Annotated in this window: 24 protein-coding genes and 1 pseudogene; 17 read left to right on the forward strand and 8 right to left on the reverse strand. The window is 62.4% G+C overall.

Annotation, left to right across the window (positions count from 1 at the left end; translation table 11 throughout):
- Positions 1-17 precede the first annotated feature (17 nt).
- Both AB5Y95_RS12145 and AB5Y95_RS12150 read left to right on the forward strand, forming a co-directional pair.
- Entirely contained in the window at positions 18-1,076 is a 1,059-nt protein-coding gene (locus AB5Y95_RS12145; RefSeq protein WP_042007445.1) for an ABC transporter ATP-binding protein, read from the forward strand.
- Positions 1,073-2,074, forward strand: coding sequence for an ABC transporter ATP-binding protein (locus AB5Y95_RS12150; RefSeq protein ID WP_005297879.1), 1,002 nt, complete (start codon positions 1,073-1,075; stop codon positions 2,072-2,074). The genes AB5Y95_RS12145 and AB5Y95_RS12150 overlap by 4 nt, the downstream gene beginning before the upstream one ends.
- Positions 2,075-2,770: 696 nt before the next feature.
- Here the strand turns inward: AB5Y95_RS12150 and AB5Y95_RS12155 are convergent.
- Entirely contained in the window at positions 2,771-4,222 is a 1,452-nt protein-coding gene (locus AB5Y95_RS12155; protein WP_024941440.1) for an aminoacyl-histidine dipeptidase, read from the reverse strand.
- Positions 4,223-5,142: 920 nt separating this feature from the next.
- Between AB5Y95_RS12155 and gpt the strand changes: the two genes are divergently transcribed.
- From gpt to AB5Y95_RS12185, 6 genes and pseudogenes are all read left to right on the forward strand, one after another.
- Entirely contained in the window at positions 5,143-5,610 is a 468-nt protein-coding gene (gene gpt, locus AB5Y95_RS12160) for a xanthine phosphoribosyltransferase (protein WP_005297888.1), read from the forward strand.
- A 120-nt stretch (positions 5,611-5,730) separates the two neighbouring features.
- Positions 5,731-6,999, forward strand: coding sequence for an esterase FrsA (frsA, locus tag AB5Y95_RS12165; protein ID WP_274438010.1), 1,269 nt, complete (start codon positions 5,731-5,733; stop codon positions 6,997-6,999).
- 61 nt (positions 7,000-7,060) lie between these two features.
- Positions 7,061-7,453 carry a sigma factor-binding protein Crl gene (gene crl / locus AB5Y95_RS12170; protein WP_005297893.1) on the forward strand — a complete coding sequence of 131 codons (393 nt, stop codon included), beginning with the start codon at positions 7,061-7,063 and terminating at the stop codon, positions 7,451-7,453.
- A gap of 150 nt (positions 7,454-7,603) precedes the next feature.
- Positions 7,604-8,707, forward strand: a complete 1,104-nt coding sequence (gene proB, locus AB5Y95_RS12175; RefSeq protein WP_005297894.1) for a glutamate 5-kinase — start codon at positions 7,604-7,606, stop codon at positions 8,705-8,707.
- An 89-nt stretch (positions 8,708-8,796) separates the two neighbouring features.
- Positions 8,797-10,053: pseudogene (locus AB5Y95_RS12180) on the forward strand (glutamate-5-semialdehyde dehydrogenase); the annotation flags it as partial.
- Positions 10,054-10,207: 154 nt separating this feature from the next.
- Positions 10,208-10,843, forward strand: a complete 636-nt coding sequence (locus tag AB5Y95_RS12185; protein WP_005297899.1) for a murein L,D-transpeptidase catalytic domain family protein — start codon at positions 10,208-10,210, stop codon at positions 10,841-10,843.
- Between the two features lie 63 nt (positions 10,844-10,906).
- On the opposite strand, the gene AB5Y95_RS12190 is transcribed toward AB5Y95_RS12185, so the two are convergent.
- The gene (locus AB5Y95_RS12190) at positions 10,907-11,338 is read right to left on the reverse strand and encodes a universal stress protein (protein ID WP_005297901.1); all 432 of its coding nucleotides are present in this window, start codon (positions 11,336-11,338) and stop codon (positions 10,907-10,909) included.
- Between the two features lie 210 nt (positions 11,339-11,548).
- Here AB5Y95_RS12190 and AB5Y95_RS12195 point away from each other — a divergent pair, with 210 nt between their 5' ends.
- Positions 11,549-12,292: a hypothetical protein gene (locus AB5Y95_RS12195; RefSeq protein WP_368161182.1), complete on the forward strand. Its 744-nt coding sequence runs from the start codon at positions 11,549-11,551 to the stop codon at positions 12,290-12,292.
- A gap of 24 nt (positions 12,293-12,316) precedes the next feature.
- Here AB5Y95_RS12195 and AB5Y95_RS12200 read toward each other — a convergent pair whose 3' ends face one another.
- Together AB5Y95_RS12200 and AB5Y95_RS12205 are read right to left on the reverse strand one after the other, a co-directional pair.
- Positions 12,317-12,439, reverse strand: a complete 123-nt coding sequence (locus AB5Y95_RS12200; RefSeq protein WP_226008959.1) for an RNA methyltransferase — start codon at positions 12,437-12,439, stop codon at positions 12,317-12,319.
- A 22-nt stretch (positions 12,440-12,461) separates the two neighbouring features.
- A complete protein-coding gene (locus tag AB5Y95_RS12205) occupies positions 12,462-12,953 on the reverse strand; it encodes an RNA methyltransferase (protein WP_226008958.1) in 492 nt (163 codons plus the stop codon).
- Positions 12,954-13,150: 197 nt separating this feature from the next.
- On the opposite strand from AB5Y95_RS12205, the gene AB5Y95_RS12210 reads away from it, so the two are divergent.
- Positions 13,151-14,242 carry a PfkB family carbohydrate kinase gene (locus AB5Y95_RS12210; RefSeq protein ID WP_139723912.1) on the forward strand — a complete coding sequence of 364 codons (1,092 nt, stop codon included), beginning with the start codon at positions 13,151-13,153 and terminating at the stop codon, positions 14,240-14,242.
- Positions 14,236-15,144, forward strand: coding sequence for a pseudouridine-5'-phosphate glycosidase (locus AB5Y95_RS12215; RefSeq protein ID WP_005297912.1), 909 nt, complete (start codon positions 14,236-14,238; stop codon positions 15,142-15,144). Before AB5Y95_RS12210 ends, AB5Y95_RS12215 begins: the two co-directional genes overlap by 7 nt.
- 74 nt (positions 15,145-15,218) lie before the next feature.
- Here AB5Y95_RS12215 and AB5Y95_RS12220 read toward each other — a convergent pair whose 3' ends face one another.
- Complete coding sequence (locus AB5Y95_RS12220; RefSeq protein ID WP_368161185.1) at positions 15,219-15,944, reverse strand: carbonic anhydrase; 726 nt, start codon at positions 15,942-15,944, stop codon at positions 15,219-15,221.
- Between the two features lie 450 nt (positions 15,945-16,394).
- Between AB5Y95_RS12220 and AB5Y95_RS12225 the strand changes: the two genes are divergently transcribed.
- Together AB5Y95_RS12225 and AB5Y95_RS12230 are read left to right on the forward strand one after the other, a co-directional pair.
- The gene (locus tag AB5Y95_RS12225) at positions 16,395-17,372 is read left to right on the forward strand and encodes a cytochrome-c peroxidase (RefSeq protein WP_017784149.1); all 978 of its coding nucleotides are present in this window, start codon (positions 16,395-16,397) and stop codon (positions 17,370-17,372) included.
- Between the two features lie 242 nt (positions 17,373-17,614).
- The gene (locus AB5Y95_RS12230) at positions 17,615-18,370 is read left to right on the forward strand and encodes a DNA/RNA non-specific endonuclease (RefSeq protein ID WP_005297919.1); all 756 of its coding nucleotides are present in this window, start codon (positions 17,615-17,617) and stop codon (positions 18,368-18,370) included.
- A 47-nt stretch (positions 18,371-18,417) separates the two neighbouring features.
- Here AB5Y95_RS12230 and AB5Y95_RS12235 read toward each other — a convergent pair whose 3' ends face one another.
- Genes AB5Y95_RS12235 through AB5Y95_RS12245 form a run of 3 tightly spaced genes read right to left on the reverse strand, consistent with a single transcriptional unit; the run spans position 18,418 to position 20,164 of the window.
- The gene (locus AB5Y95_RS12235) at positions 18,418-18,633 is read right to left on the reverse strand and encodes a hypothetical protein (RefSeq protein WP_017766370.1); all 216 of its coding nucleotides are present in this window, start codon (positions 18,631-18,633) and stop codon (positions 18,418-18,420) included.
- 44 nt (positions 18,634-18,677) lie between these two features.
- Positions 18,678-19,754, reverse strand: a complete 1,077-nt coding sequence (locus AB5Y95_RS12240; protein WP_042051043.1) for a methyltransferase — start codon at positions 19,752-19,754, stop codon at positions 18,678-18,680.
- Between the two features lie 17 nt (positions 19,755-19,771).
- The gene (locus tag AB5Y95_RS12245) at positions 19,772-20,164 is read right to left on the reverse strand and encodes a hypothetical protein (RefSeq protein WP_368161187.1); all 393 of its coding nucleotides are present in this window, start codon (positions 20,162-20,164) and stop codon (positions 19,772-19,774) included.
- A 247-nt stretch (positions 20,165-20,411) separates the two neighbouring features.
- On the opposite strand from AB5Y95_RS12245, the gene AB5Y95_RS12250 reads away from it, so the two are divergent.
- The 4 genes from AB5Y95_RS12250 to AB5Y95_RS12265 are packed head-to-tail and all read left to right on the forward strand — an operon-like array spanning position 20,412 to position 22,401.
- A complete protein-coding gene (locus AB5Y95_RS12250) occupies positions 20,412-21,122 on the forward strand; it encodes a beta-ketoacyl synthase chain length factor (protein WP_368161189.1) in 711 nt (236 codons plus the stop codon).
- Entirely contained in the window at positions 21,107-21,865 is a 759-nt protein-coding gene (locus AB5Y95_RS12255) for a lysophospholipid acyltransferase family protein (protein ID WP_099358803.1), read from the forward strand. The genes AB5Y95_RS12250 and AB5Y95_RS12255 overlap by 16 nt, the downstream gene beginning before the upstream one ends.
- Positions 21,866-21,882: 17 nt before the next feature.
- The gene (locus tag AB5Y95_RS12260; protein ID WP_005297932.1) at positions 21,883-22,149 is read left to right on the forward strand and encodes a phosphopantetheine-binding protein; all 267 of its coding nucleotides are present in this window, start codon (positions 21,883-21,885) and stop codon (positions 22,147-22,149) included.
- 3 nt (positions 22,150-22,152) lie between these two features.
- Positions 22,153-22,401: an acyl carrier protein gene (locus tag AB5Y95_RS12265; protein WP_005297934.1), complete on the forward strand. Its 249-nt coding sequence runs from the start codon at positions 22,153-22,155 to the stop codon at positions 22,399-22,401.
- Positions 22,402-22,417 lie beyond the last annotated feature (16 nt).

Genomic DNA, 22,417 nt, shown 5'->3' on the forward strand with positions numbered 1-22,417 from the left:
AGAAGGGAGCAGCAGTCATGCCCAACACACAGGCTCCCCACCCGGGTGCCAGGGATCATGGGAGGCAGCTCGGCGTGGATGATGGCCAGAGCAAGGCCCCGATTCTTGAGGTACGCGATCTCGAGGTGGAATTTGCCGTCGACGACGGCAAGATCAAGGTACTCGACGGGGTCAGCTTCCAGGTTGCCCCCGGCCAGACCCTGGGGGTGGTCGGCGAGTCCGGCTGCGGCAAGAGCGTCACCTCGCTCGCCATCATGGGGCTGCTGCCCAAGCCCCATGGTCAGGTGGTGGCGGGTTCCATCCGGTTTCAGGGGGAGGATCTGCTCGCGCTGTCACCGGATCAGATGTACAAGGTGCGTGGCAACCGCATCTCGATGATCTTTCAGGAGCCGATGACGGCACTCAACCCGGTGCAGACGGTCGGCGATCAGCTGATGGAGGTGTTCCGCCTCCACCGTCCCGACTACAACAAGGCCCAGCGCAGGGAGGCGGCCATCGCCATGCTGCAGAAGGTGGGGATCCCCGAGCCCGCCCAGCGCTTTGCCGTCTATCCCCATAACCTCTCCGGCGGCATGCGCCAGCGGGTGATGATCGCCATGGCGCTCGCCTGCGAGCCGGCGCTGCTTATCTGCGACGAGCCGACCACGGCGCTGGATGTGACCATCCAGGCCCAGATCCTGGAACTGATGAAGGAGCTGCAGGCCCAGACCGGCATGGCCATCATCTTCATCACCCACGATCTCGGGGTGGTGGCGGAGCTGTGCGACGAGGTGGTGGTGATGTATGCCGGCCGGGCGGTGGAGCAGGCCGACGTGTTCGAGCTGTTTGACCACCCGCGCCATCCCTATACTCATGGTCTGATGAGCTCGATCCCGCGGCTCGAGGATGAGCCCAAGAGCCTGCTCAAGACCATCAAGGGCCAGGTGCCCGCCCTGCACGAGATGCCCGCCGGGTGCCGTTTCTCCAACCGTTGTCCCCATGCCACCGAGATCTGCGTGAGGGCCATTCCGGCCACCGAGCAGCTCGCCGAGCGGCACGGGGTGGCCTGCCACCACTGGAGGGAGCTAGCCGTATGAAGACGCTTTTATCGGTGCGCGACGTGAAGCAGCACTTCCAGCTGGGCGGCGGCTTGTTGCGCAAGAAGTACCACGTCTACGCGGTGGACGGCATCAGCTTCGATCTTAAGCAGGGGGAGACGCTGGGGCTGGTGGGCGAGTCCGGCTGCGGCAAGTCGACCCTGGGGCGCACCCTGCTCAAGCTGTTCGAACCGACCGCCGGCACCATCACCTTCGAGGGGCGCGACATCACCCACCTCTCGCCCAAGGAGATGCGCTCCCTGCGCCAGGAGATGCAGATCGTGTTTCAGGATCCTGCAGAATCCCTCAACAGCCGCCACACGGTGGGGCAGATCCTGGAGGAGCCCTTCGTCATCCACGGCAAGGGCAACGCCGAACAGCGGCGGGTCTGGGTACAGGAGCTGCTGGAGAAGGTGGGGCTGCCCAGCAGCGCGGTGGATCGCTATCCCCACGAGTTTTCGGGCGGCCAGCGCCAGCGCATCGGCATCGCCCGGGCCATAGCCCTCAAGCCCAAGCTGCTGGTCTGTGACGAGGCGGTGTCGGCGCTGGATGTGTCGGTGCAGTCCCAGATCGTCAACCTGCTGCTCACCCTGCAGCGGGAGATGAACCTCGCCATCATCTTCATCGCCCACGACCTGTCGGTGGTCAAGCACATCTCGGATCGGATTGCGGTGATGTATTTGGGCAGGATCGTCGAACTGGCTGAGGCCCAGTCGCTCTATCTGGCGCCGCGTCACCCCTATACCCAGGCGCTCATCTCGGCCATTCCGGTGCCGGATCCGCGTCGGCGCAGCCAGCGCATCCTGCTGACCGGTGATGTGCCATCCCCCATCTCGCCGCCGAGCGGCTGCCACTTTCACCAGCGCTGCCCCTATGCCGGCGAGCTGTGCCGCACCCAGTCGCCGAGTCTGCAGTCGTGCGACGGGGCCGGTCACCAGGTGGCCTGCCACACGCCGTTGCCGCTGGCCGAGGCGATCCCCCTGGGAAAGGCGGTATGATGCCGGTGCCCGCATCGCAGCAAGATGGCACGGGAAACAACGAATAAAAAATGGGGCCTGTGGGCCCCATCTTCATGGTTGGAGTTCAGGTTTGGCCGTGGAACATCTGGCCAGGGCAGGACAGCGCCCCCGAGAGGGGATGGCTGCTGTGTGGATTGCTGTTGTTTGTAATTTTACTACTTAAATGCCCGGTAACTCTTTCACGAAATTGGCCGCCAGCGGTATCAGGCTCCATAGCGGAAGTAGTAGTTGCGGGTTGACGGTGCATAGGTATCTTTCTCTGCCACGCCTTTCTTGCTGGTTACACCCTTCAGGTGGAACAGTACTGCCAGATTCTCAAACATATTTTCACCTCATCGCTCTGTCGTTGACTTGTTATCTGTGACCTGGGTCACGCTTTGATCCTATGGCCTTATGTGAGCTGGATCAACTTTTTGTGTTGTAAATTTACATAAATCATGGAAAGGGTTTTCAAATCCAGCGCTGCTTATGGAGACGGTTTCAGCAGGCACTCAGGTTGCGGTACTGATGGCCAGGCTGACAGGCCTGGGTGAGTGGGAGATGGGGCATGTCAGAGCAGCAGAGCAGTCTGGCTGTTTCGAGGGGAAGCACGCCAAGGGCTGGCGGGAGCAGGCAAAAAAATACCCCGCACCTGGCGGGGTATGTGGTGTGGCCGGTCGGCCTTGACCTGCGGGCTTATTTGGCCGGGATCTGTTCCAGCACGTGAACCAGCAGCTGCCAGAAGCGCTCGACCGCCGGGATGTGCACCTTCTCGCCCGGCGCATGGGCGCCGCGGATGGTCGGGCCGAAGGAGACCATGTCCCACTCCGGGTAGGCGCTCTTGAACAGACCACACTCGAGGCCGGCGTGGATCACCATGACGTTCGGCATCTCGCCGAACAGGGTCTGGTAGCTGCTCCGTACCAAGGCCATCACCGGGGAGTCCACGTTCGGTGCCCAGCCCGGGTAGGCGCCGGTAAACTCGCAGCTGGCGCCAGCCAGATTGAACAGGGAGCGGGTCATCTGCTCGACGCTCTCGCGACCGGAGTCGATCAGAGAGCGGATCAGGCACTGTACGTACACTTCGCCATCCTGGGTCTTGATGACGCCCAGGTTGGTGGAGGTCTCGGTCACGCCCGGGATGGCATCGCTCATGCGGATCACCCCGTTCGGGCAGGCCATCAGGGAGTCCAGCAGGCGGGCCTGCAGGGACTCGCTCATCAGCTGGGCCGGTTTCTCCTGGGCGGTGAGCAGCACGGTCAGGTTGGCTTCGGTAGCAGCCAGCTCGCTCTGGTAGATGCCGGTGTAACGGTCGACCAGGGCCTTGAATTCGTTGACGCTGGCGGCGGGTACCAGCAGCTTGGCACGGGCCTCGCGCGGGATGGCGTTGCGCAGGGTGCCGCCGTGGATCTCGGCCAGACGCAGGCCCAGCGGCTCGGCGGCCTTGAGCAGACGCACCAGCAGCTTGTTGGCGTTGCCGCGGCCGCGATGGATGTCGACCCCGGAGTGACCGCCACGCAGGCCCTTGACCTGAAGCTCGAAACCTTCACCTTCAGTGGCGGCAACCTGCTCCAGCGGGAAGCGAATATTGGCATCCACCCCGCCGGCGCAGCCCATGTAGACCTCGCCATCCTCTTCGGAGTCGGTGTTGAGCAGGATCTCGCCCTCCAGCCAGCCCGCTTCCAGACCGAAGGCGCCGGTCATGCCGGTCTCTTCGTCGGTGGTCAGCAGCACTTCCAGCGGGCCGTGCTTGATGCTCTTGTCGGCCAGCACTGCCAGGCAGCCAGCCATGCCCATGCCGTTGTCGGCACCCAGGGTGGTGCCGCGGGCGGTGACCCATTCACCGTCGATGTAGGCATCGATGGGATCCTTGGTGAAGTCGTGCTGGGTGTCGGCGTTGGCCTGGGGCACCATGTCGATGTGGGCCTGCAGCACTACCGCCTTGCGGTTTTCCATCCCCGGCGTGGCCGGTTTCTTGATGATGATGTTGCCGACGGCATCTTGCTTGACCGCCAGCCCTTCCCCTTCGGCCCACTGCATGATCCAGGCGCTCAGCTGGGCTTCGTGCTTGGAGGGGTGGGGGATGGAGCAGATCTGTTCGAAGAAGTGCCAAATCAGTTTGGGAGAGAGAGAGCTAAGCTGTGCCACGTCGGGACTCCTTACCAGCACGGAAAATGACAGAGCCCCGGCAGCGGGGCGAGGAAGAGGATAACGATAATACAGTCAATCACACAAAAATGTGAGCGATCAGCGCAAATTGCGGGCAGCTTGTGCTGGCAAGCGGGGGATTGGCAGCGAACTGCTCCGGTGGGGGCAAAATGAGCCAGCACAAAAGATTTTTGTGATTCACATCACAAAAATATTGAGTTTATGGCGCCGACTGTTAAATTAACGACCGTGGTTCGCCACCCGTCAGGATGACGATGAATGCCTCCAGGGAACCGAAGCAAAGCAAGTGCGCCTCCATGGAACCGAGTGTCCGTTCAAGGATCTGAACCCGCATAAAGGTACGTAACTTGTTAAGCAATCAGGAGTTTATTATGTCAGGCAGCAATTCAACCTATTGGTTCGCCCAGTCTCTTTATACCCAGGGCTTCAGCTACCCGAACCCCTACGCCAACCGCCGTTGATGCGGGCCGTCAGCCAGGCTGACGACAGGCGTATCGAAAAAAGCAGGTGAGTGAGGAATCCATCCTCCCCCTGCTATTTTTTTATCTGCCGAGCGGCAAACCCCGTCGGGGAGAGGAAAAAGAGGGAGTCAGCCGGACTTGATTCGATTTTTTTCCTGCATTTCGCATACGTTTGCCAGTCAATTTATCCGCAAACGATGGTATCATGCCCGCCCAACAGCCTGTCTGCGGTCCTGCCCCCTCTGTGACATGACCGCCAGCTCTGCCCATCCTGCTTCCATTGCATCTGTTTTCGCTGCCGAGGGTCTTCTCCCGAGGCGGCCGCGGTGCAAGCTGAATTTGGTAGACAGGCGGCCGACATTATCTGCTGCCGATTCACTACGGAGTCGGCATGTGATTTTAAGTAATTGTTTTGTATAACCATTTGAGATCGATAGCATGCCAAAAAAATTCTACGTGTCGTGGGACAACCTGCAACGTGAAGCGCGCCGTCTGGCCCGTCGTCAACTGCCTGTCAGCCAGTGGAAAGGGATCATCGCGGTCAGCCGTGGTGGCCTGGTTCCGGCGGCGCTGATGGCCCGTGAACTTGGCATCCGCAACGTCGAAACCCTCTGCATCTCCAGCTACGACCACAACAACCAGCGCGATCTGGTGGTGGTGAAAGCCGCCAGCACCGCGGGTGACGGCGAAGGCTGGCTGGTGGTGGAAGATCTGGTGGACACGGGCACCACTGCCAAGGTGATCCGCGAGCTCTACCCCAAGGCCAAATTCATCGCCATCTTCGCCAAGCCCATGGGCGAGCCGCTGCTGGATGATTTCGAAGTGGCCATCCCGCAGGACACCTGGATCGAACAGCCGTGGGACATGGCGCTGGAGTTCGCCACCCCCATCTGCGACGAAGAGTAAGCTGCAACGCTGCTGCAAAGGGCCCCTGTATGGGGCCCTGTTTTTTTGTGGTGCAACTGGCTGCCCGGCGGCAAAAGTGGTTAAGATGGAGCCATTGCATGACAGAAATGAGTAACAGCTTTGGACTTGAACGACGACCTCAACCTGACCGAGCAGCTCTTTACCCGGGTCAAGAAGGTGCTGGAGACCTCCGAAGTCTCCAACTCCAGCCCGGTAGAGGAGCAGGATCACAATGTGGACGAGAGCTTCATCGACGGTTCCATGTCAACGCGCTGGTATCGTCTGCTGCGCCGGCCGACCTGGGCCTGGCAGGGGGCGGATCCGGTCGAGGTGGAGCAGACTCTGGCCCGCATCGCCATGGGCGAGGGCGAGCGTACCCACGAGCGCTTCCTCGACACCATCAAGGGTTATGTGCCCGGCAACTGGGTCTATGAGTGGAGCCAGCTGGCCGGGCGCTACTTCAACCGGGGTCGCGAGCTGGTGGCGCAGGGCGAGCGGGGCGCAGCCCTGAAAAGCTTGCTCAAGGCGGTGCGTTACTACTCCATTGCCAGTTATCCCCACCTGAAGAATGACGAGCTGGCGGATCAGGCCCAGTTGCTCGGCAACATGGCCTACCGCGAGGCGGGCCGCCTGTTCAAGGTGCCGCTCAAGGAGCTCCAGGTGCCGTTTCGCGGCAAGCACATTCAGGGCTACCTGCACCTGCCGACCACCGACAAGCCGGTGCCCTTGGTCATCGTCAGCGGCGGCATCGACTCGCTGCAGGTCGACTTCCTCAATCTCTATCTCAGGTGTCTGGAGCCCAACGGCATCGGCATGCTGTCGCTGGACATGCCGGGCATCGGTTATGCCGAGCACTGGCCGCTGGTGCAGGACACCAGCCGGCTCCATCAGGCGGTCTTGAACCATCTCTCCGAGGTGGCCTGGGTCGATCACCAGCGCATCGCCATGGTGGGATTCCGTCTGGCGGGCAATGTGGCGGCGCGCCTCGCCTTCATCGAGCCGTTCAAGCTGCGGACCGTGGTCTGCATCGGCGCCGGCGTCAACCAGGTGTTTACCAATCATGAGATGTTCGCCCGCTGCCCGCGCATGATGCGGGACGGGCTGGCCAACCGCCTCGGCGCCGATGCGGCCGAGTGGGAGTCGCTGCGCACCAAGTGCCAGGTATTTTCACTCAAGACGCAAGGATTGCTGGGGACTCGCACATCTGTGCCGATATTGAGTATTGGACACAAGCGAGATTTCATTTGTCCCGAGCAGGATGTACGGGCATTGGCCTCCGCCAGCCGCAACGGCAAGGCGGTGGTGTTCGACAAACAACCCTTGCTGGAGGTGTACGACGAGGCGTTGAAAGAGATGGTCGACTGGCTCAAGAAGCACTTATGTACATGATATAGCGCTAAAATTTATCGTCATCCCAGGGTGACGTGGCTTGTTCAACAGGGAGGTTAACATGTCAGAAAGAGTGACCTACAAGCGACTGCTGAGGCAGTTTGCCGCGATTGGCCCCTATTTACGTGAGGACCTGTGTGAAGAGGGGCGTTACCGTTTCGACTGCCTTTCCGTCTGTGTCAGTGCCAAGCCGGCACCGGACAAACGGGAGTTCTGGGGCTGGTGGCTGGTGCTGGAGCAAGACGATCACAGCTTCAGCTACCACTATCAGGTCGGCTTCTACAATGCGGACGGGGAGTGGCTCGACAAGCCGTTGCCCAAGAAGCATCAGGTGGAAGTCGAACGTACCCTCAACCACTTCTACAAGCTCATCAGCGACAAGCTGCACCAGCTTGGTTGCCAGCTCGCTCCCGCCGAGCAGGTCACCAACGAGCTGACCGTCACCGCCGCCTGATGACCCGCCGCCCCGCCAGCCACCCATCGGCTGGCGGGGCATTTCTTTGCCGCGCTGCCGGTCCCGCCTGCCGGGCGGCGTTAATTGCCTTGCAGGGCAACAGGGCCGTGGGTATAAAGGGATTCCTTACATTTCAGCCTTTTTGCTCCCATGGAAAACAGAACCATAGTCGTCAAACTGGGCACCAGCGTGCTCACCGGGGGATCTTCCCAGCTCAATCGTGCCCACATGGTCGAGCTGGTCAGACAGTGTGCAGCCTTGCACCGTCACGGCCACAGGGTCGTGATGGTCACTTCGGGGGCCATCGCCGCCGGCCGTGAGCATCTGGGCCACCCTCCGTTGGCGCCAACCCTGCCCAACAAACAGATGCTGGCGGCGGTGGGCCAGACCCAGCTGATCCGGGTCTGGCAGGATCTGTTCAACCTCTATGGGCTGCACATCGGCCAGATGCTGCTGACCCGTGCCGATCTGGAGGACAGGGAGCGCTACCTCAATGCCCGCGACACCCTGCGCACCCTGCTGGATCACCGCATCATCCCGGTCATCAACGAAAACGACGCTGTGGCCACCGCCGAGATCAAGGTGGGGGACAACGACAACCTCTCCGCTCGCGCCGCCATCCTGGCCGATGCGGACCTGCTGATCCTGCTCACCGACCAGAAGGGGCTCTTCACCGCCGATCCGCGTACCAATCCGGATGCCCAGCTCATCGAAGAGGTACAGACCATAGACGACACCCTGCGCAAGCTGGCGGGTGACAGCGTCAGCGGGCTCGGTACCGGCGGCATGGCCACCAAGCTGCAGGCGGCCGACGTGGCGCGCCGCGCCGGGGTCAACGTGGTGATCGCTACCGGTCAGATGCCGGAGGTGGTGGGGCGTCTCGCCAGGGGCGAGCGTATCGGCACCCTGTTCCCGGCGCTGGCCTCTCCGCTGGAAGGGCGCAAGAGCTGGATCCTGGCAGGGCCCCCCCCTCACGGCGAGGTGCAGGTGGACCAGGGGGCTGTCGCCGCCATGCAGGAGAAGGGCTCCAGCCTGCTGCCCAAGGGCATAGTGGCGGTGAAGGGGGATTTCGTGCGCGGCGACGTGGTGCGCATTCTCGATCCCAAGGGGGCCGAGCTGGCGCGCGGCATCTGCCGTTACAATCATCTGGAGCTGGATAAACTGCGCGGCGTCCATTCGGACAACATCGAACAGGTGCTGGGCTACGGCTACGGCGCCGTTGCGATCCACCGCGACGACATGGTGCTGCTGTGAGGCGTTAGCCGCGGCAGAGCATGGGCAGCGGCACACCAGGATAAGAGAGGCGCCGCCATCAGGCGGCCCCGCAAGAACCAAAGGGAAGAGAGATGAGTCTGGAGAAAATGGGGCAGGCAGCCCGCGAAGCCGCCTATCAGCTGGCCACCGTCAGCACGGCGCAGAAGAACCGGGCGCTGGCCGCCATCGCCGACGAGCTGGAGGCACGCAGCCACCAGATCCTGGCCGCCAACGAGAAAGACATCGCCGCCGGGCGCGAGGCGGGCCTCTCCGAGGCCATGCTGGATCGGCTGCTGCTCAATCCGGCCCGACTGGCCGGTATCGTGGCGGACGTGCGCAAGGTGATCACTCTGGATGATCCGGTCGGCGCCGAAATGGATAGCCGGGTGCTGGAGAACGGCCTGCGTCTCTCCCGCCGCCGGGTGCCCATCGGGGTCATCGGCGTCATCTACGAGGCGCGCCCCAACGTTACCATCGACATCGCCAGCCTCTGCCTCAAGACCGGCAACGCCAGCATACTGCGCGGCGGCCGCGAGACCTTCCACTCCAACCTGGAGCTGGTGCGGGTGATCCAGCGCGCGCTGGCGGCCTCCGGCCTGCCCGAGGCGGCGGTGCAGTACATCGACAACCCGGACCGGGCCCTGGTGGGCGAGCTGCTGCGCCTCGACCGCTACGTGGACATGATCATCCCCCGCGGTGGCGCGGGTCTTCACAAGATGTGCAAGGAGAACAGTTCCATTCCCGTCATCATCGGCGGATTCGGCATCAGCCACATCTTCGTCGACGAGAGCGCCGATCTGGCCCGGGCCTTGCCCCTTATCGACAATGCCAAGGTGCAGCGCCCCTCCGCCTGCAACGCCCTCGACACCCTGCTGGTGCACGAGAAGGTGGCGCCGACCCTGTTGTCGCAACTGGTTGGCTTAATGAACGAGCGCAAGGTGGCCCTGGTGGCCACGCCGGAGGCCATGCCGCTGCTGGCGGGCGCCGACCGCCTGCGTGCAGCCGGCCCGGAAGACTTCGATACCGAGTGGCTCTCGCTGACCCTGGGGATCAAGCTGGTGGCGGACGTGAACGAGGCGCTGGCCCATATGCGCGAGCACAATGCCGGTCACTCCGATGCCATCCTCACCAACGATCTGGCCAATGCCGAGCGTTTCGTCAACGGCGCCGGTTCGGCGGCGGTTTACGTCAACGCCTCCACCCGTTTCACCGATGGCGGCCAGTTTGGTCTCGGCGCCGAGGTGGCGGTATCGACCCAGATGCTACACGCTCGTGGCCCCATGGGGCTGACCGAGCTCACCAGCTACAAATGGGTGGGATTGGCGGATTATCTGAGCCGCGCCTGAGCCCCCGTTTTGCCCTGTGTGAAGATGCCGACCCTGGTCGGCATTTTTTTGCTTTTTTCTTGCGGGCTATCAGGGGCTTGCATATAACTATCCAGCAGGGTGTGGCGATATTTTGCACACTTTGCTAGCAACAAAAACGGGAGCAGATTCAAGGATGAAGCAGACAGATTGGATAAAGCGCTGGGGAGCGCTGTGGCTGAGCGTACCACTGTTGCTGGGGGCGCTCTGTTTCAGCAGCAGCAGCCACGCCAGCTGGGATCAGGATCTCTATCGCCAGCTGGGGCTGGCCGGCAAGCTCGACAAACAGGTGTTTCGCAAGGCCCTCAACAGTTACCAGAGCGTGCGCCACAAGCGCAAACCCATTCTCACCATCATCGACTACAGCAAACCCTCAACCCAGCGCCGTTTGTTCGTCATCGACGTGAAACGCCACAAGCTGCTCTATCACACCTGGGTCAGCCATGGCCGCAATTCGGGTGAGCGGGACGCTCGCCAGTTTTCCAACCAGTTCAACTCCATGAAGAGTTCGCTCGGGGTCTATCGCACCGCCGAAACCTATCAGGGCAAGCACGGCTATTCGCTGCGCCTCGACGGCCTGAGCCCGGGCCAGAACAGCAATGCCCGCAAGCGGGCCATCGTCGTGCACGGCGCCGACTATGCGAGCCCCCGTCATCTGCTCAAATATGACAAGCTGGGGCGTAGCTGGGGTTGCCCGGCGCTGCCCAAGGAGCAGTCCAGGGCCATCATCGACATCATCAAGGGGGGCAGTGTCATCTACGCCCACGGCTGAGGTCTGCCTTAGAGCCAAAAAAGAAGGCCAGCATATGCTGGCCTTTTTGTTTCGGGTGATGGATTACTTGCGCACCACCAGCACGGGGCAGGGGGCGTGACGGACCACGGATTCGGCGACGCTGCCCACCAGCAGGTGGCTGATGCCGGAGCGGCCGTGGCTGCCCATCACCACCAGATCGGCCTTCTCTTCCTTGGCCTGCACGACGATCTCGTCGGCGGCGCGGCCGAAGCGTACCTCGAAGGTGGCCGGAATGGGCAGACTGGCGATCAGCTCCTTCATCTGGCTCTTGGCCTGACGCTCCATCTCGTGGGTGATCTCGATGGCGGTCATGTGCAGGATCTTGTAGCTGTCGAAGCCGTGCAGCTGGTCCACCACGTGAACCAGTTTGAGTTCGGCCTGATGGCTCTGGGCCATGAATACGGCATAGTCGAGCACGGCTTGCGACATCTGGGAAAAATCGACCGGGCAGAGCAGGGTTTTGATGGATGGCATATGAAGGCTCCCCTATGGTTGGGTTACTAATGAATCTCATTGTCAATAATACCCATTCGGTCGGCAATAACCCTCGACTCGCTCGCAAAACCGGTAAAAAGTGGTGCTTTGCCGACGGATCTTCATATCATGGGATATGGCCTGTGCACCCTTGCCAGATAGGCCGGCTCGATGGGTGACAGCGTTCGCCTCCGGAGAAATAGTCAAGACATGGTTCGTTTGCTGCTTTCATGGGTATTGCTGCTGCTCTGCTGGCCCGGTCGGGCCGATCCCCTCAATGTCTATTGCGATGACTGGCCGGGTTTTTGCCAGCGGGATGGGCGTGGCATCTATCTGGACATAGTGCGCGCCATCTACCAGCCCAATGGCTACGAGGTCATCCCCCGCATCGTGCCCTACAAGCGGGCGCTGGCGGTGATCGCCCAGCAGGGGGGCGACATGGCGATGGGAGTCTACCGGGATGAGGTGAGTGGCGTGCTGCAGCCCCGTTATCCCGCCTCGGCCGATGACCTGACGGTGCTGATGCTCAAGAAGTGGCAGCCCCAGTGGCTGGGCGAGTCGAGCCTCAAGGGGCAGGGGGTGGTGTGGCTGCGGGGCTGGGCCTTTGACAAGTACATCCCGGTCTCCATGCGCTGGCACGAGATAGACAGCCACGACATGGCGCTGCAACTGCTGGCCAAGGAGCGCTACCGTTACTATCTGACTGCCGGGGTGCTCTACTCGGAGGACTCCATTCCTGCCAACATGCATCGTACCTTCCTGCGCTGGATCCCGACCTACCCCATCTTTGCCGACACCGAGAAGGGTCGCACCCTGCAGCAGCTATGGGATCAGGGCATGGTCAACCTGGTCCGGCACGGCACCCTGGCCGAAATCTACCGACGCTATCGGTTGCACGACTACTACCGCGGTTTTATCGAAGAGCAGGAGCAGCGGCTAAAGCCTGGCGACTAAAACGCCCTGCGTCGGGGGGGCTGGTTACCTGTTCAGGCTCTCGTCGGTCAGCTTGCCGCGCAGCTGCTTGGCCAGTCGATCGTAGAGGATCACATTGACCGAGGCGGCCAGATTGATGCAGCCCTTGGATATGGCCACGCAGATCACCTCCTGTTGCTCGTCTTTATCATCAGCGCCTCAACTGCTTGGCCAGCCGGTCGTAGAGGATCACGTTGACCGAGGCCGCCAGATTCATGCATCCCCGGGTCGGTACGTAGATCACCTCTTTCACCGCCTTGAAGCGGGCCGGCTCCAGGGTGCCGTCTTCGGGGCCGAAGATGTAGAAGGCGCGCTCGGGGTGTACATAGTCCGGCAGCGAGGTGGCCCCCTCGATCAGATCCACCAGCACAGGCGTGCAGCCGTCCGGCACCATGGCCATCAGATCGTCGACCCCGAGCAGGGGGATCTTTTCCACCATCTGCTTGGTGTCGGTGGCGAAGCGGCGTGCCAGCTCGAAGCGGTTGCCGGTGTAGTAGACCTCGTCCGCCCCGTAGCAGCCGGCGGCCCGCATCACGGCCCCCACGTTCTCCGGTGACTTGGGGTTGACCAGCCCGATGCAGCAGTACGCCGTCTCATCGCTTCGTTTTACCTGCACTTCGTGGTGGTGGTCTGACTCTTTCATCCTGCTCTCCTCTGGTGGCGGCGCATTATAAGCCGCACTCGCCGTCAGGCGCAGGAAAAGTGACGCACGATGGCCGAGCGTCGCTTGCAGCCATCCGCCGAATTTTTGTGCGCAAACCGACAATTTTCATACGCCGCGATAGCAGGAAAACGTTTCCCGACAATAATGGACAAACGTTTATAACTGGATGTTTGTCTATGACGGAACGTGAGCAAGAGATCCTCGCCCTGCTGCGCCAGGATCCCATGATTGCCCAGCAGGAGCTGGCGGACAGGCTCGGCATCAGCCGTTCGGCGCTGGCGAGTCACATCTCCAGCCTGATGCGCCAGGGCTATGTGCAGGGGCGCGGCTACGTGCTGCGGGAGGGCCCCTACACCGTGGTGATCGGCGGTGCCAACATGGATATCTGCGGCTGCAGCCACGACAATCTGCGCATCGGGGATTCCAACCCGGGCCGGGTGCGCACCTCCGCCGGCGGGGTGGGGCGCAACATTGCCGAAAACCTGGCGCGCCTTGGCACCGACACCCGGCTGCTGACCGCGGTGGGCAACGATCAGTACGGCCACCACCTGCTGGAGGTGAGCCAGCGCGCTGGCGTCGACGTGCGTCAGGTGCTGGTGCTGGACGGCCAGGCCACCTCCTGTTACCTCAGCCTGCACGATGGCAGCGGCGAAATGAGCTGCGCCGTCAACGACATGGGGATCATCGACCAGCTCACACCGGCCCGGCTCGCTTCCTTGAGCGGATTTCTCGGGGCGGCCCGACTCTGGCTGCTCGACACCAACCTTGCCACCCACACCCTCGACTGGTTGTTCGAGCGTCAGGGGGAGCACACCATCTTCGTCGACACCGTCTCGGTGGCCAAGGTGGAGAAGATCCGCCCCTGGCTGCACCGCATCCACACCCTCAAACCGAACCGCAGCGAGGCGGAGCAGCTGTGCGGCTTGCGCATCGCCGGGCCAGACACCTGGCCCATGGCGGCGGCCTGGTTCCACCGCGCCGGGGTGCAGCGGCTGTTCCTGAGCCTCGGCGATCAGGGGATTTTTTATAGCGACGGGGAGTGCCAGGGCCATCTGCCCGTGCTCGGCAGCCCGGTCGTCAACGTGACCGGTGGCGGCGATGCCTTCATGGCAGGGCTGGCCCACGCCTGGTTGCAGGAGCAGGACATCGTCGAGACCACCCGTTTCGCCCTCGGCTGCGCCGCCCTCACCGTCAATTGTCCCGATACCGTCTTTTCCGGCCTATCCAAGGCCGCCGTTGAACGCATGCTGGAGGAGTACCCATGTTGAACGCTTACCTCGATATCCAACCGGTCGTCGCCGAGGCCCTTGCTGCCGGCAAGCCGGTGGTGGCTCTGGAGTCCACCATCATCTCCCACGGCATGCCCTATCCGCAGAACGTGGAGACGGCGCGCCAGGTGGAGCAGGTGGTGCGCGACAACGGCGCCGTGCCGGCCACCATCGCCATCATCGATGGCCGCCTCAAGGTGGGTCTGGATGAGGGGGCGCTGGAGGCGCTGGGCCGGGCCGGTCATGCCGCCACCAAGTGCAGCCGCCGCGACATTCCCTTCGTGCTGGCCAACAAGGGGCTGGGGGCGACCACGGTGGCTTCTACCATGATCATCGCCGCCATGGCCGGGATCCGGGTGTTCGCCACCGGCGGTATTGGCGGCGTGCACCGCGGCGCCCAGGAGACCTTCGACATCTCCGCCGACCTGCAGGAATTTGCCCAGACCCCGGTGGCCGTGGTCTGCGCCGGCGCCAAGTCGATCCTCGACATCGGCCTGACCCTGGAGTACCTGGAGACTCAGGGGGTGCCGGTGATCGGCTACCAGACCGAGGAGCTGCCCGCCTTCTACACCCGCGAGAGCGGCTTCAAGGTGGATTACCGCCTCGAGAGCCCGGCGGCCATCGCCGAGGCGTTGCGCCTCAAGTGGGAGCTGGGGCTGGCCGGCGGCGCCGTGGTGGCCAACCCCATCCCGGCCCAGTTTGCCATGCCCAAGGCCGACATCGATGCCGCTATCGCCCAGGCACTGCGAGAGGCGGACGAGCAGGGAGTGAAGGGCAAGGCGTCCACCCCCTTCCTGCTGGCCCGGGTGTGCGAGCTGACCGGCGGCAACTCGCTGGCCGCCAACATCCAGCTGGTGCTGAACAACGCCGCGCTGGGGGCGCGCATCGCCGCCAGTCTGTAATCAGTTGCTGCAAACGAAAAAGAGGGCCTCTTGGCCCTCTTTTTTCATTTTGGCTCTGTGAGTTGCCGGGGGCGTTATTGCAGTACTAGCCGACCGTGCAGCGGCTGCACGGGTCTGTTGTTGGGGTGGTGCATCACCGTCTTGAAGGCATCGATCTGGGCCTGACTTATCTGCACCGGCTGTTTCATCACCAGCCAGCGCACCCCTTCCGAGCAGGGCGGGGTGGTCAGCGAGCCGCTGAAGCGGTAGTAGTCCCGTTTGGCGGGCAGCAACTGCTCCGCCGAGACCGCCTCCTTGAGCTGGTGCTGCTCACCTGCCTTGGCCGGCAACGACGTCCAGGCCCGGCCGAGGGCCGAATTCGCGCTGCCCGGCTCGAACATCACCGCGACAACCGCCAGCTCCCCCTGGTCATTGGCATGGACCAGGTGCCCCTCCAGGGGGTAGGATTTGCCCTCGATGAGGTTTTCGCTGGGAGCGTGGAAGTGGAACTGCTTGAGCTCGAAGTGCATGCCGTCGAGCTCCAGCGTGCTGCCCGGGGCATAGTCGACCTGCACCGTGTGGCCGTTGTTGGTGACGCTGCGGCCCCCCGCCAGGTAGTGAAACTGCAGCGGGGCCAGCTCGGCCTTGACCAGACCCGAGAGATTGACCGGCGACTGGTTGCTGCCCGCGCACTGGCCATATTCCGGGGTCAGGCTGGCCCATTTTGCCGGGCCGGCCTCGCCGCTGTATTCCCAGTGCACTGTAGCGGCAAAGGCGGCGGGGCAGAGCAACAGGGTGGCGGCCAACAGGGACTCTTTCATCATGCATCCTTATCTTGATTGAAAAGCACGGCGATCCGTTTCCTGCATTGACGAGGAAATAACGGAAGGCATCATCTGAATTGCGGGATACAGAAGGTCAGACGCTATTTTTATTATTGGCTGGGTGAACGCCGGCGATATTTATGATGCATTCAAGATGAATCTAAATAACGGGGCGGTCACGCCTGCATATTGAATAATCGCTTTATTCAATGACAGCAATCTAATTAATTGGCTGTCATTGTGGATGAATTTGCTCATAATTTATTCATCAGAATTCAGCTCTTTTTTGCCGCGCAAGTCCCCGCCATTATTCCGTCAGTAATAAACTAATTCATTGTTTTAAATGTGGTTTTTGTTGGTCTCATTTGATCTTGAGCAAATAATACACAGGCTTTCCCGGGCAGGCTGAGGCTGCTGTTATGCACAGCCACAAGGGAGAGAGAAACAATGAATAAATATTGTCTGTTGCTGGCGCTGGGCCTGCCAGGGATGGGGTGGGCGAACGAGCCTATCCAGGCAGTGGAAGCAGCCAAGGTGAGTGCACCGGAAAAAGTCGAGTTGGGCAAGATGCTGTTTTTCGAGCCGCGGCTCTCGAAATCCAACGCCATCTCCTGCAACTCCTGCCACAACCTGGCGACCGGCGGAGTGGACAACCAGGTCAGTTCCCTCGGCCACAAGTGGAAGGAGGGGCCGATCAACTCGCCCACCGTGCTCAACTCCAGCCTCAACTTCGTGCAGTTCTGGGATGGGCGCGCCAAGGATCTGCAGGCGCAGGCAGCGGGCCCCATCGAGAACCCGCTGGAGATGGCCTTCAGCCACAAGCTGGCGGTGGAGACCCTGCACACCCTGCCCGAGTACCGGGCCCGCTTCAGCGCCGTGTACGGCAAGGGGGACTTCGGCATCGACGAGGTGACCGATGCCATCGCCGCCTTCGAGGAGACCCTGGTCACCCCCAACGCGCCGTTCGATCGCTGGCTGAAGGGGGATGCCAAGGCGCTGACTGCTCAGCAGCTGAAGGGCTATCAGCTGTTCAAGGAGAAGGGCTGCACCGCCTGCCACAACGGGGTGGCCATCGGCGGCAACTCCTACCAGAAGATGGGGCTGGTCAAGCCGTTCAAGACCGACAACCCGGCCCAGGGACGCGGTGGAGTGACCGGCGAGAAGCAGTTCATCGGCTGGTTCAAGGTGCCGACCCTGCGCAACATCGAGCTGACCTACCCCTACTTCCACGACGGCTCCGTGTGGGATCTGAAGGAGGCGGTGCAGATCATGGCGGACATCCAGCTCGGCCAGACCCTGAGCGAGCAGGAGGCGGACGACATGACCGCCTACCTCAAGAGCCTGACCGGCGAGCAGCCGCAGATCGTGCTGCCGATCCTGCCGCCCTCCCAGCCCGATACCCCCAGGCCTCAGGTCAAGAGCTGAGCGGGCGTGATGATTGCAGCGGAGCCGCCGGCTCCGCTTTTTTGTTCCTATCTATCTGATAAGCCTCTCGAAGTTACTGCACTACACAATGACAAAGGGATGACAATCCCCCAGCTGGCGACGGCGATTTTATCGATTTGCAGCCCTCTTCACATTTCCGACACGCTCACAATTCGTTCGATTGCCTTACTCATCCGACCTGGTGTCAAATCACTCCGCCTAACACAAGGAGTGGCATAATAATGAATAATATCAATAAATTAGTTCTGGCTATCGGATTCACTCTCACCACCTTCCCGAGCCTGGCGGCGGGCTTCCAATGCAAGGATCACGTCAAGCTCGGGGTACCCAGTCAATCCAGTCAACTGCTGTGCCGGGACGGCTATGCCGCCGGTTACAACTACGACACCAAGGTCTCTGACTGGGTCTCCTATCGGATGACGGCCGCCAGCGCCCAGGGTCAGGTGCCGCGCAAGGATGCCTTTGCCGAGGACAAGGAGGTGCCGGTGCAGTTCCGCGCTACCCTGGCCGACTACAAGGGCTCCGGCTATGACCGCGGTCACCAGGCGCCCGCGGCGGACATGCGCTCCACCGCCACCACCATGAAGCAGAGCTTCCTGCTGACCAACATGACCCCGCAGCTGCCGGCGCTCAACCAGGGGGCCTGGCGCATCCTGGAGGAGAAGACCCGGCAGTGGGCCATCGCCTATCAGGATGTCTATGTGATCACCGGCCCCATCTTCACCAACTCCGATGCTTCCATCGGCAACGGTGTGACCGTGCCCCACGCCTACTACCGGGTGGTGATGGATGTGGCCAACCAGGAGGCGATCGCCTTCATCCTGCCGCAGGAGAACGTGTCGGCCAGCCGGCTGGCGGATTACATAGTGACGGTGGATGAGGTGGAGCAGCAGACCGGGCTCGATTTCTTCGCCGAGCTGCCGGATGAGCAGGAAGAGGCCATGGAGTCCCAGCTGATGGCCATGTGGAGCAACTGAGTTCACCCATGACGCTGATGAAAACAGGGGCCTGTCGGCCCCTGTTTCTATTTGCTCAGCTCATCACCGACCTTCTTGACGGTGTCCCGGGTGCCGTGACCTATCTCGCGGGTCACGTCCCGGGTGGTGTGGCCAATCTCGCGGGTCACATTGCGGGTGGTGTGCCCCACGGTTCTGCCCGCCTCCTTGATGTCGGCGCAGCCGCCGAGCAGGTTGCCCAGAACCAGGCCGAGGGCCATCAGGGCCATGCAGTCACGCCTCATGCCGTGCTCCTTCTCGTTTCATCATCGTTATGCCGATGGCGGCATTATGGCCTCGTGTGCAAGGGGCGGGCAACCAGCAGGGTGTGGCCCGGGCCCGGGATCTCGTGCTCGGCTTCCACGTGGAAGTGGGCCTCGCGCAGGCACTGGTACAGCTCCTTGGAGTGGTAGAAGCGGCTGTTGCCGTTGGCCAGACAGGTGAAGTAGAGGGAGGTGGCGTTGAGACTGAAACTGGCGGCTTCGAAGGATTGGCGGTCCCAGAACAGCTCCAGGATGCAGACCCGGGCGTCCGGCTTCATGGCCAGCCGGATCCGGTTCAGGATGGCGACGATCTGCTCGTGACTGAAGCAGTCGAGGAACTGGCTCATCCACCAGATGTCCGCTTCGCCGGGCAGGGTGCCCGCTTGCAGCAGATCCACCGGGTGACCCTGTACCCGCTCCGTCAGCCCCGCCTCCTCGATGTTGCGGCGAGCCAGTGCCAGCTGCTCGGGCAAATCCAGGATGGTGACTCGCAGGGCCGGATCCCGTTTGGCGCAGGCGATGGCCCATTTGCCGGTGTTGCCACCCAGGTCGTAGAGATGGCGCGGCTCGTAGCCGAACACCTTGTCCTGGGCCTGCTGGAAGGCCCAGTCGGAGTAGAAGTGATCGAACGCGAACCAGCTGCGGCGGGCCGGCTCGGGCAGCTCGCTCAGGTGCGGATAGAGGGTCTGCCAGGGGCCGAACTCCTGCAGGCCGGCCGGCGTGCCGTTGCGGATGGCGTCGAGCAGGTGGGCGAGGGGCTGGTAGCAGACGTGCTGGGTGAAGTCGAGATTGACCCGGCTCATGGTGTCGTTCAGCAGGTACTTGCCGACCCGCCCCAGCACATAATGCTCCTCGGCCAGGTAGCAGAGCCCGCCGCCGAGCCCCATGTCCAGCAGCACGCCGGCGCCGTATTCACTCAGCTCGCACGCCTGGGCGATGTCGGCCAGTGGTGCCCCCCGCTGGCCACGGGTCTCGAGATAGGCCAGCACCCCGGTTTCGCGCAGGCACCAGCTGGCCTGAAACAGCATGGGCCCGAAGGCTATTTTCTGGGCCTCGCTGATGGCTTCCAGCGCGTTGTAGGGGTCTGTCTGATAGTGATTCACGGGGGGCTCCTGCCGGATCAGTGGCTCTGCGCGCGGGCGAGTTCCAGCTGAATGGCCTGGTTCAGACCCAGTACCCAGCGGTTATAACTGCGGTGGATGCTGCCCTTGCCCTTGTCGTCCAGATTGACGCTGCTCACATAATTGATGGAATAATCGCGAGCGCTGTAGGGAATATTGATCACCGCCTGATGCTGACGCACATTGACCTGGCCCCGAATTAGTCCCGGCTGCTCCTGGCGCATTACCCAGCTCTTGCTGATACCGGCCGTAATAATGGCGTTGGCGACCTGCTCCTCGGTGAGGTTAGATGGCACCGGATTGGCCGCCATATTGCGGATGGGCTGGCTGGTGGAGCAGGCGGCCAGCAGGGCACAGGCCAGCAGCAGGGATATTTTATTAATGAGTTTCATAATATTTTCCTTGAGAAGGATATTCATCAATTGAGCGTGGCAATGAGACAACACAAATTGTTTATTTTCAATCACCAAGGCGGTGGATAATCCGGGCTGGCTATTATTTTTGATGAATAATGGTATTATCCGCCCGGTATTCACCTGATGACGTCATTCAATACCATGGCGCAGGCACTGCCCGTCGGGTGAGTGCCATTTATGCTCTTCGCTCCCACCACGGTTTTAAGGACAGGTCGCCTGCAACATGCTCTCTTTCTCGCTGCTGGATAGTCAGGCGCTGTCACCCGGTCTGGCCGATGAGGCCGCCTGGCAGGCGTGGGCGCAGCAGGGGCGCTGGCCCGTCGACCCGCCGTTTCCCGCCACTCCCTTGCTGCCCATGATGATGGCGCGCCGCCTGAGCCAGGGCTCACGGCTGGCGGTGCAGGTGGGGCTGAGCCTGCTGGCCCGCCACCAGGTAGACAGTGCCATCTTCGTCAGCCGCCACGGCGAGCTGGCCCGCTCCATGACGCTGCTGCAGGCGCTGGCGGACGGGCAGGCGCTCTCCCCCACCGATTTCTCCATGTCGGTCCACAACACTGCCGCCGGGCTCTGCTCCATCCAGGGCAAGGCCGCCATCCCCATGAGCTCGCTGGCCGCGGGTGAGAACAGCTTGATGGCAGGTCTCATCGAAGCGGTCGGCGCCCTGCAGGCCGGCGCTCGCCGGGTGCTGCTGGTGGCCTTCGAGGGGCCTGTGCCCGAATTTCATCGCCCCTGGCTGGCGGAGGAGGCGCCGCCCCACGCGCTGGGACTGGTGCTGGAGGCCGGTGAGCAGTGGCACTGCGAGGGAGTTAGCCCCGCAGTTGACGCTGCCCGTTCGCTGCCCCAGAGCCTCGCCTTGTGGCGCGCCCTGCTGCGAGGCGAGCCGACCCTGATCCTCGGCGATGACCGTCAGGTGTGGAGATGGCAGCGTTGCTGAACCGGGCCTGGCGGTTGATCGGCACGGCGCTTGGCTTCACCCTGTTCGGGGTGGGCGGCCTGCTGCTCTCTCTCTTCTGGTTCCCCTTGCTGGCGCTCTGCCTGCGCGGTGAGCGGCGGCGCACCTTGGCCCAGCTCACCATCCGCCACAGTTTCCGGCTGTTTCTCGCCATGCTGCGCGGCTGGGGGGTGCTCGACTATCGCGTCAGCGGCATGCCCGCCGATTTGCGTGGCGCCCTGGTGGTGGCCAATCACCCCAGCCTGCTCGACTATGTCATGCTGGCGGCCGAGATGCCGGTGTGCGACTGCATCGTCAAACAGTCACTCTGGCGCAACCCCTTCATCGGCGGCGTGGTGCGGGCGGCCGACTACCTGCCCAACGTGGCGGGGGAGGATCTGCTGGCCCTGTGCATGGCGCGGATCCGGGCCGGCGGCCTGCTGCTGATCTTCCCGGAAGGGACCCGCACCACGCCGGGCGAACCCATCAAGCTGCAGCGCGGCGCAGCCCAGTTGGCGGTGCGCAGCCAGGTGCCGCTGCAGCTGGTGCGGATCCACTGCAGCACCCGATTTCTCACCAAGCAGGACAAATGGTTCAAGATCCCGGAAAATAAGCCGACTTTCACCATAGAATTCCTGCAGCAAGTGGCGGCGGACGAGGTGGTCGCCACCGGCCAGAGCAGTGCGCTGGCCGCTCGCCAGTTGACCCGGTTTCTCACCCGGGCCCTGCAACCCGGGCCCCAATGACAGCATATGGAACAGTTATGCAAGACCTGCATCTAGAGATAAAACAACTCATCATCGACAGCCTCAACCTCGAGGGGCTCACCCCTGACGACATCGACAGCCAGGCGCCGCTGTTTGGGGACGGCCTGGGGCTGGACTCCATCGATGCGCTGGAGCTGGGCCTTGCCATCAAGGGTCGCTACGGCATCGTCCTCTCCGCCGAGGATGAGAACACCCGTCGCCACTTTGCCTCCGTTGCGGCCCTGGTGGCCCTGGTGCAGGCCCAGTCGAAAGGGGAGGCCTGAGCCATGACCCGCGACGACATCTTTGCCCAGATCAAGGCCGCCCTCGTCGAGCTGTTCGAAGTCGACGAAGAGGCCGTCACCCCCGAGGCCCGCCTCTATCAGGATCTCGAGCTCGACAGCATAGACGCCATCGATCTGGTGGTGCATCTGCAGAAGCTGACCGGCAAGAAGATCAAGCCGGAGGAGTTCAAGTCGGTGCGCAGCGTCAACGACGTGGTGGATGCGGTCGAGCGTCTGCTGGCCGACGCCTGATGCCGGTGTCTGCCCT

This window comes from Aeromonas sp. R5-3 (assembly GCF_040908225.1).
Taxonomy (GTDB): Bacteria; Pseudomonadota; Gammaproteobacteria; order Enterobacterales; family Aeromonadaceae; genus Aeromonas; species Aeromonas dhakensis.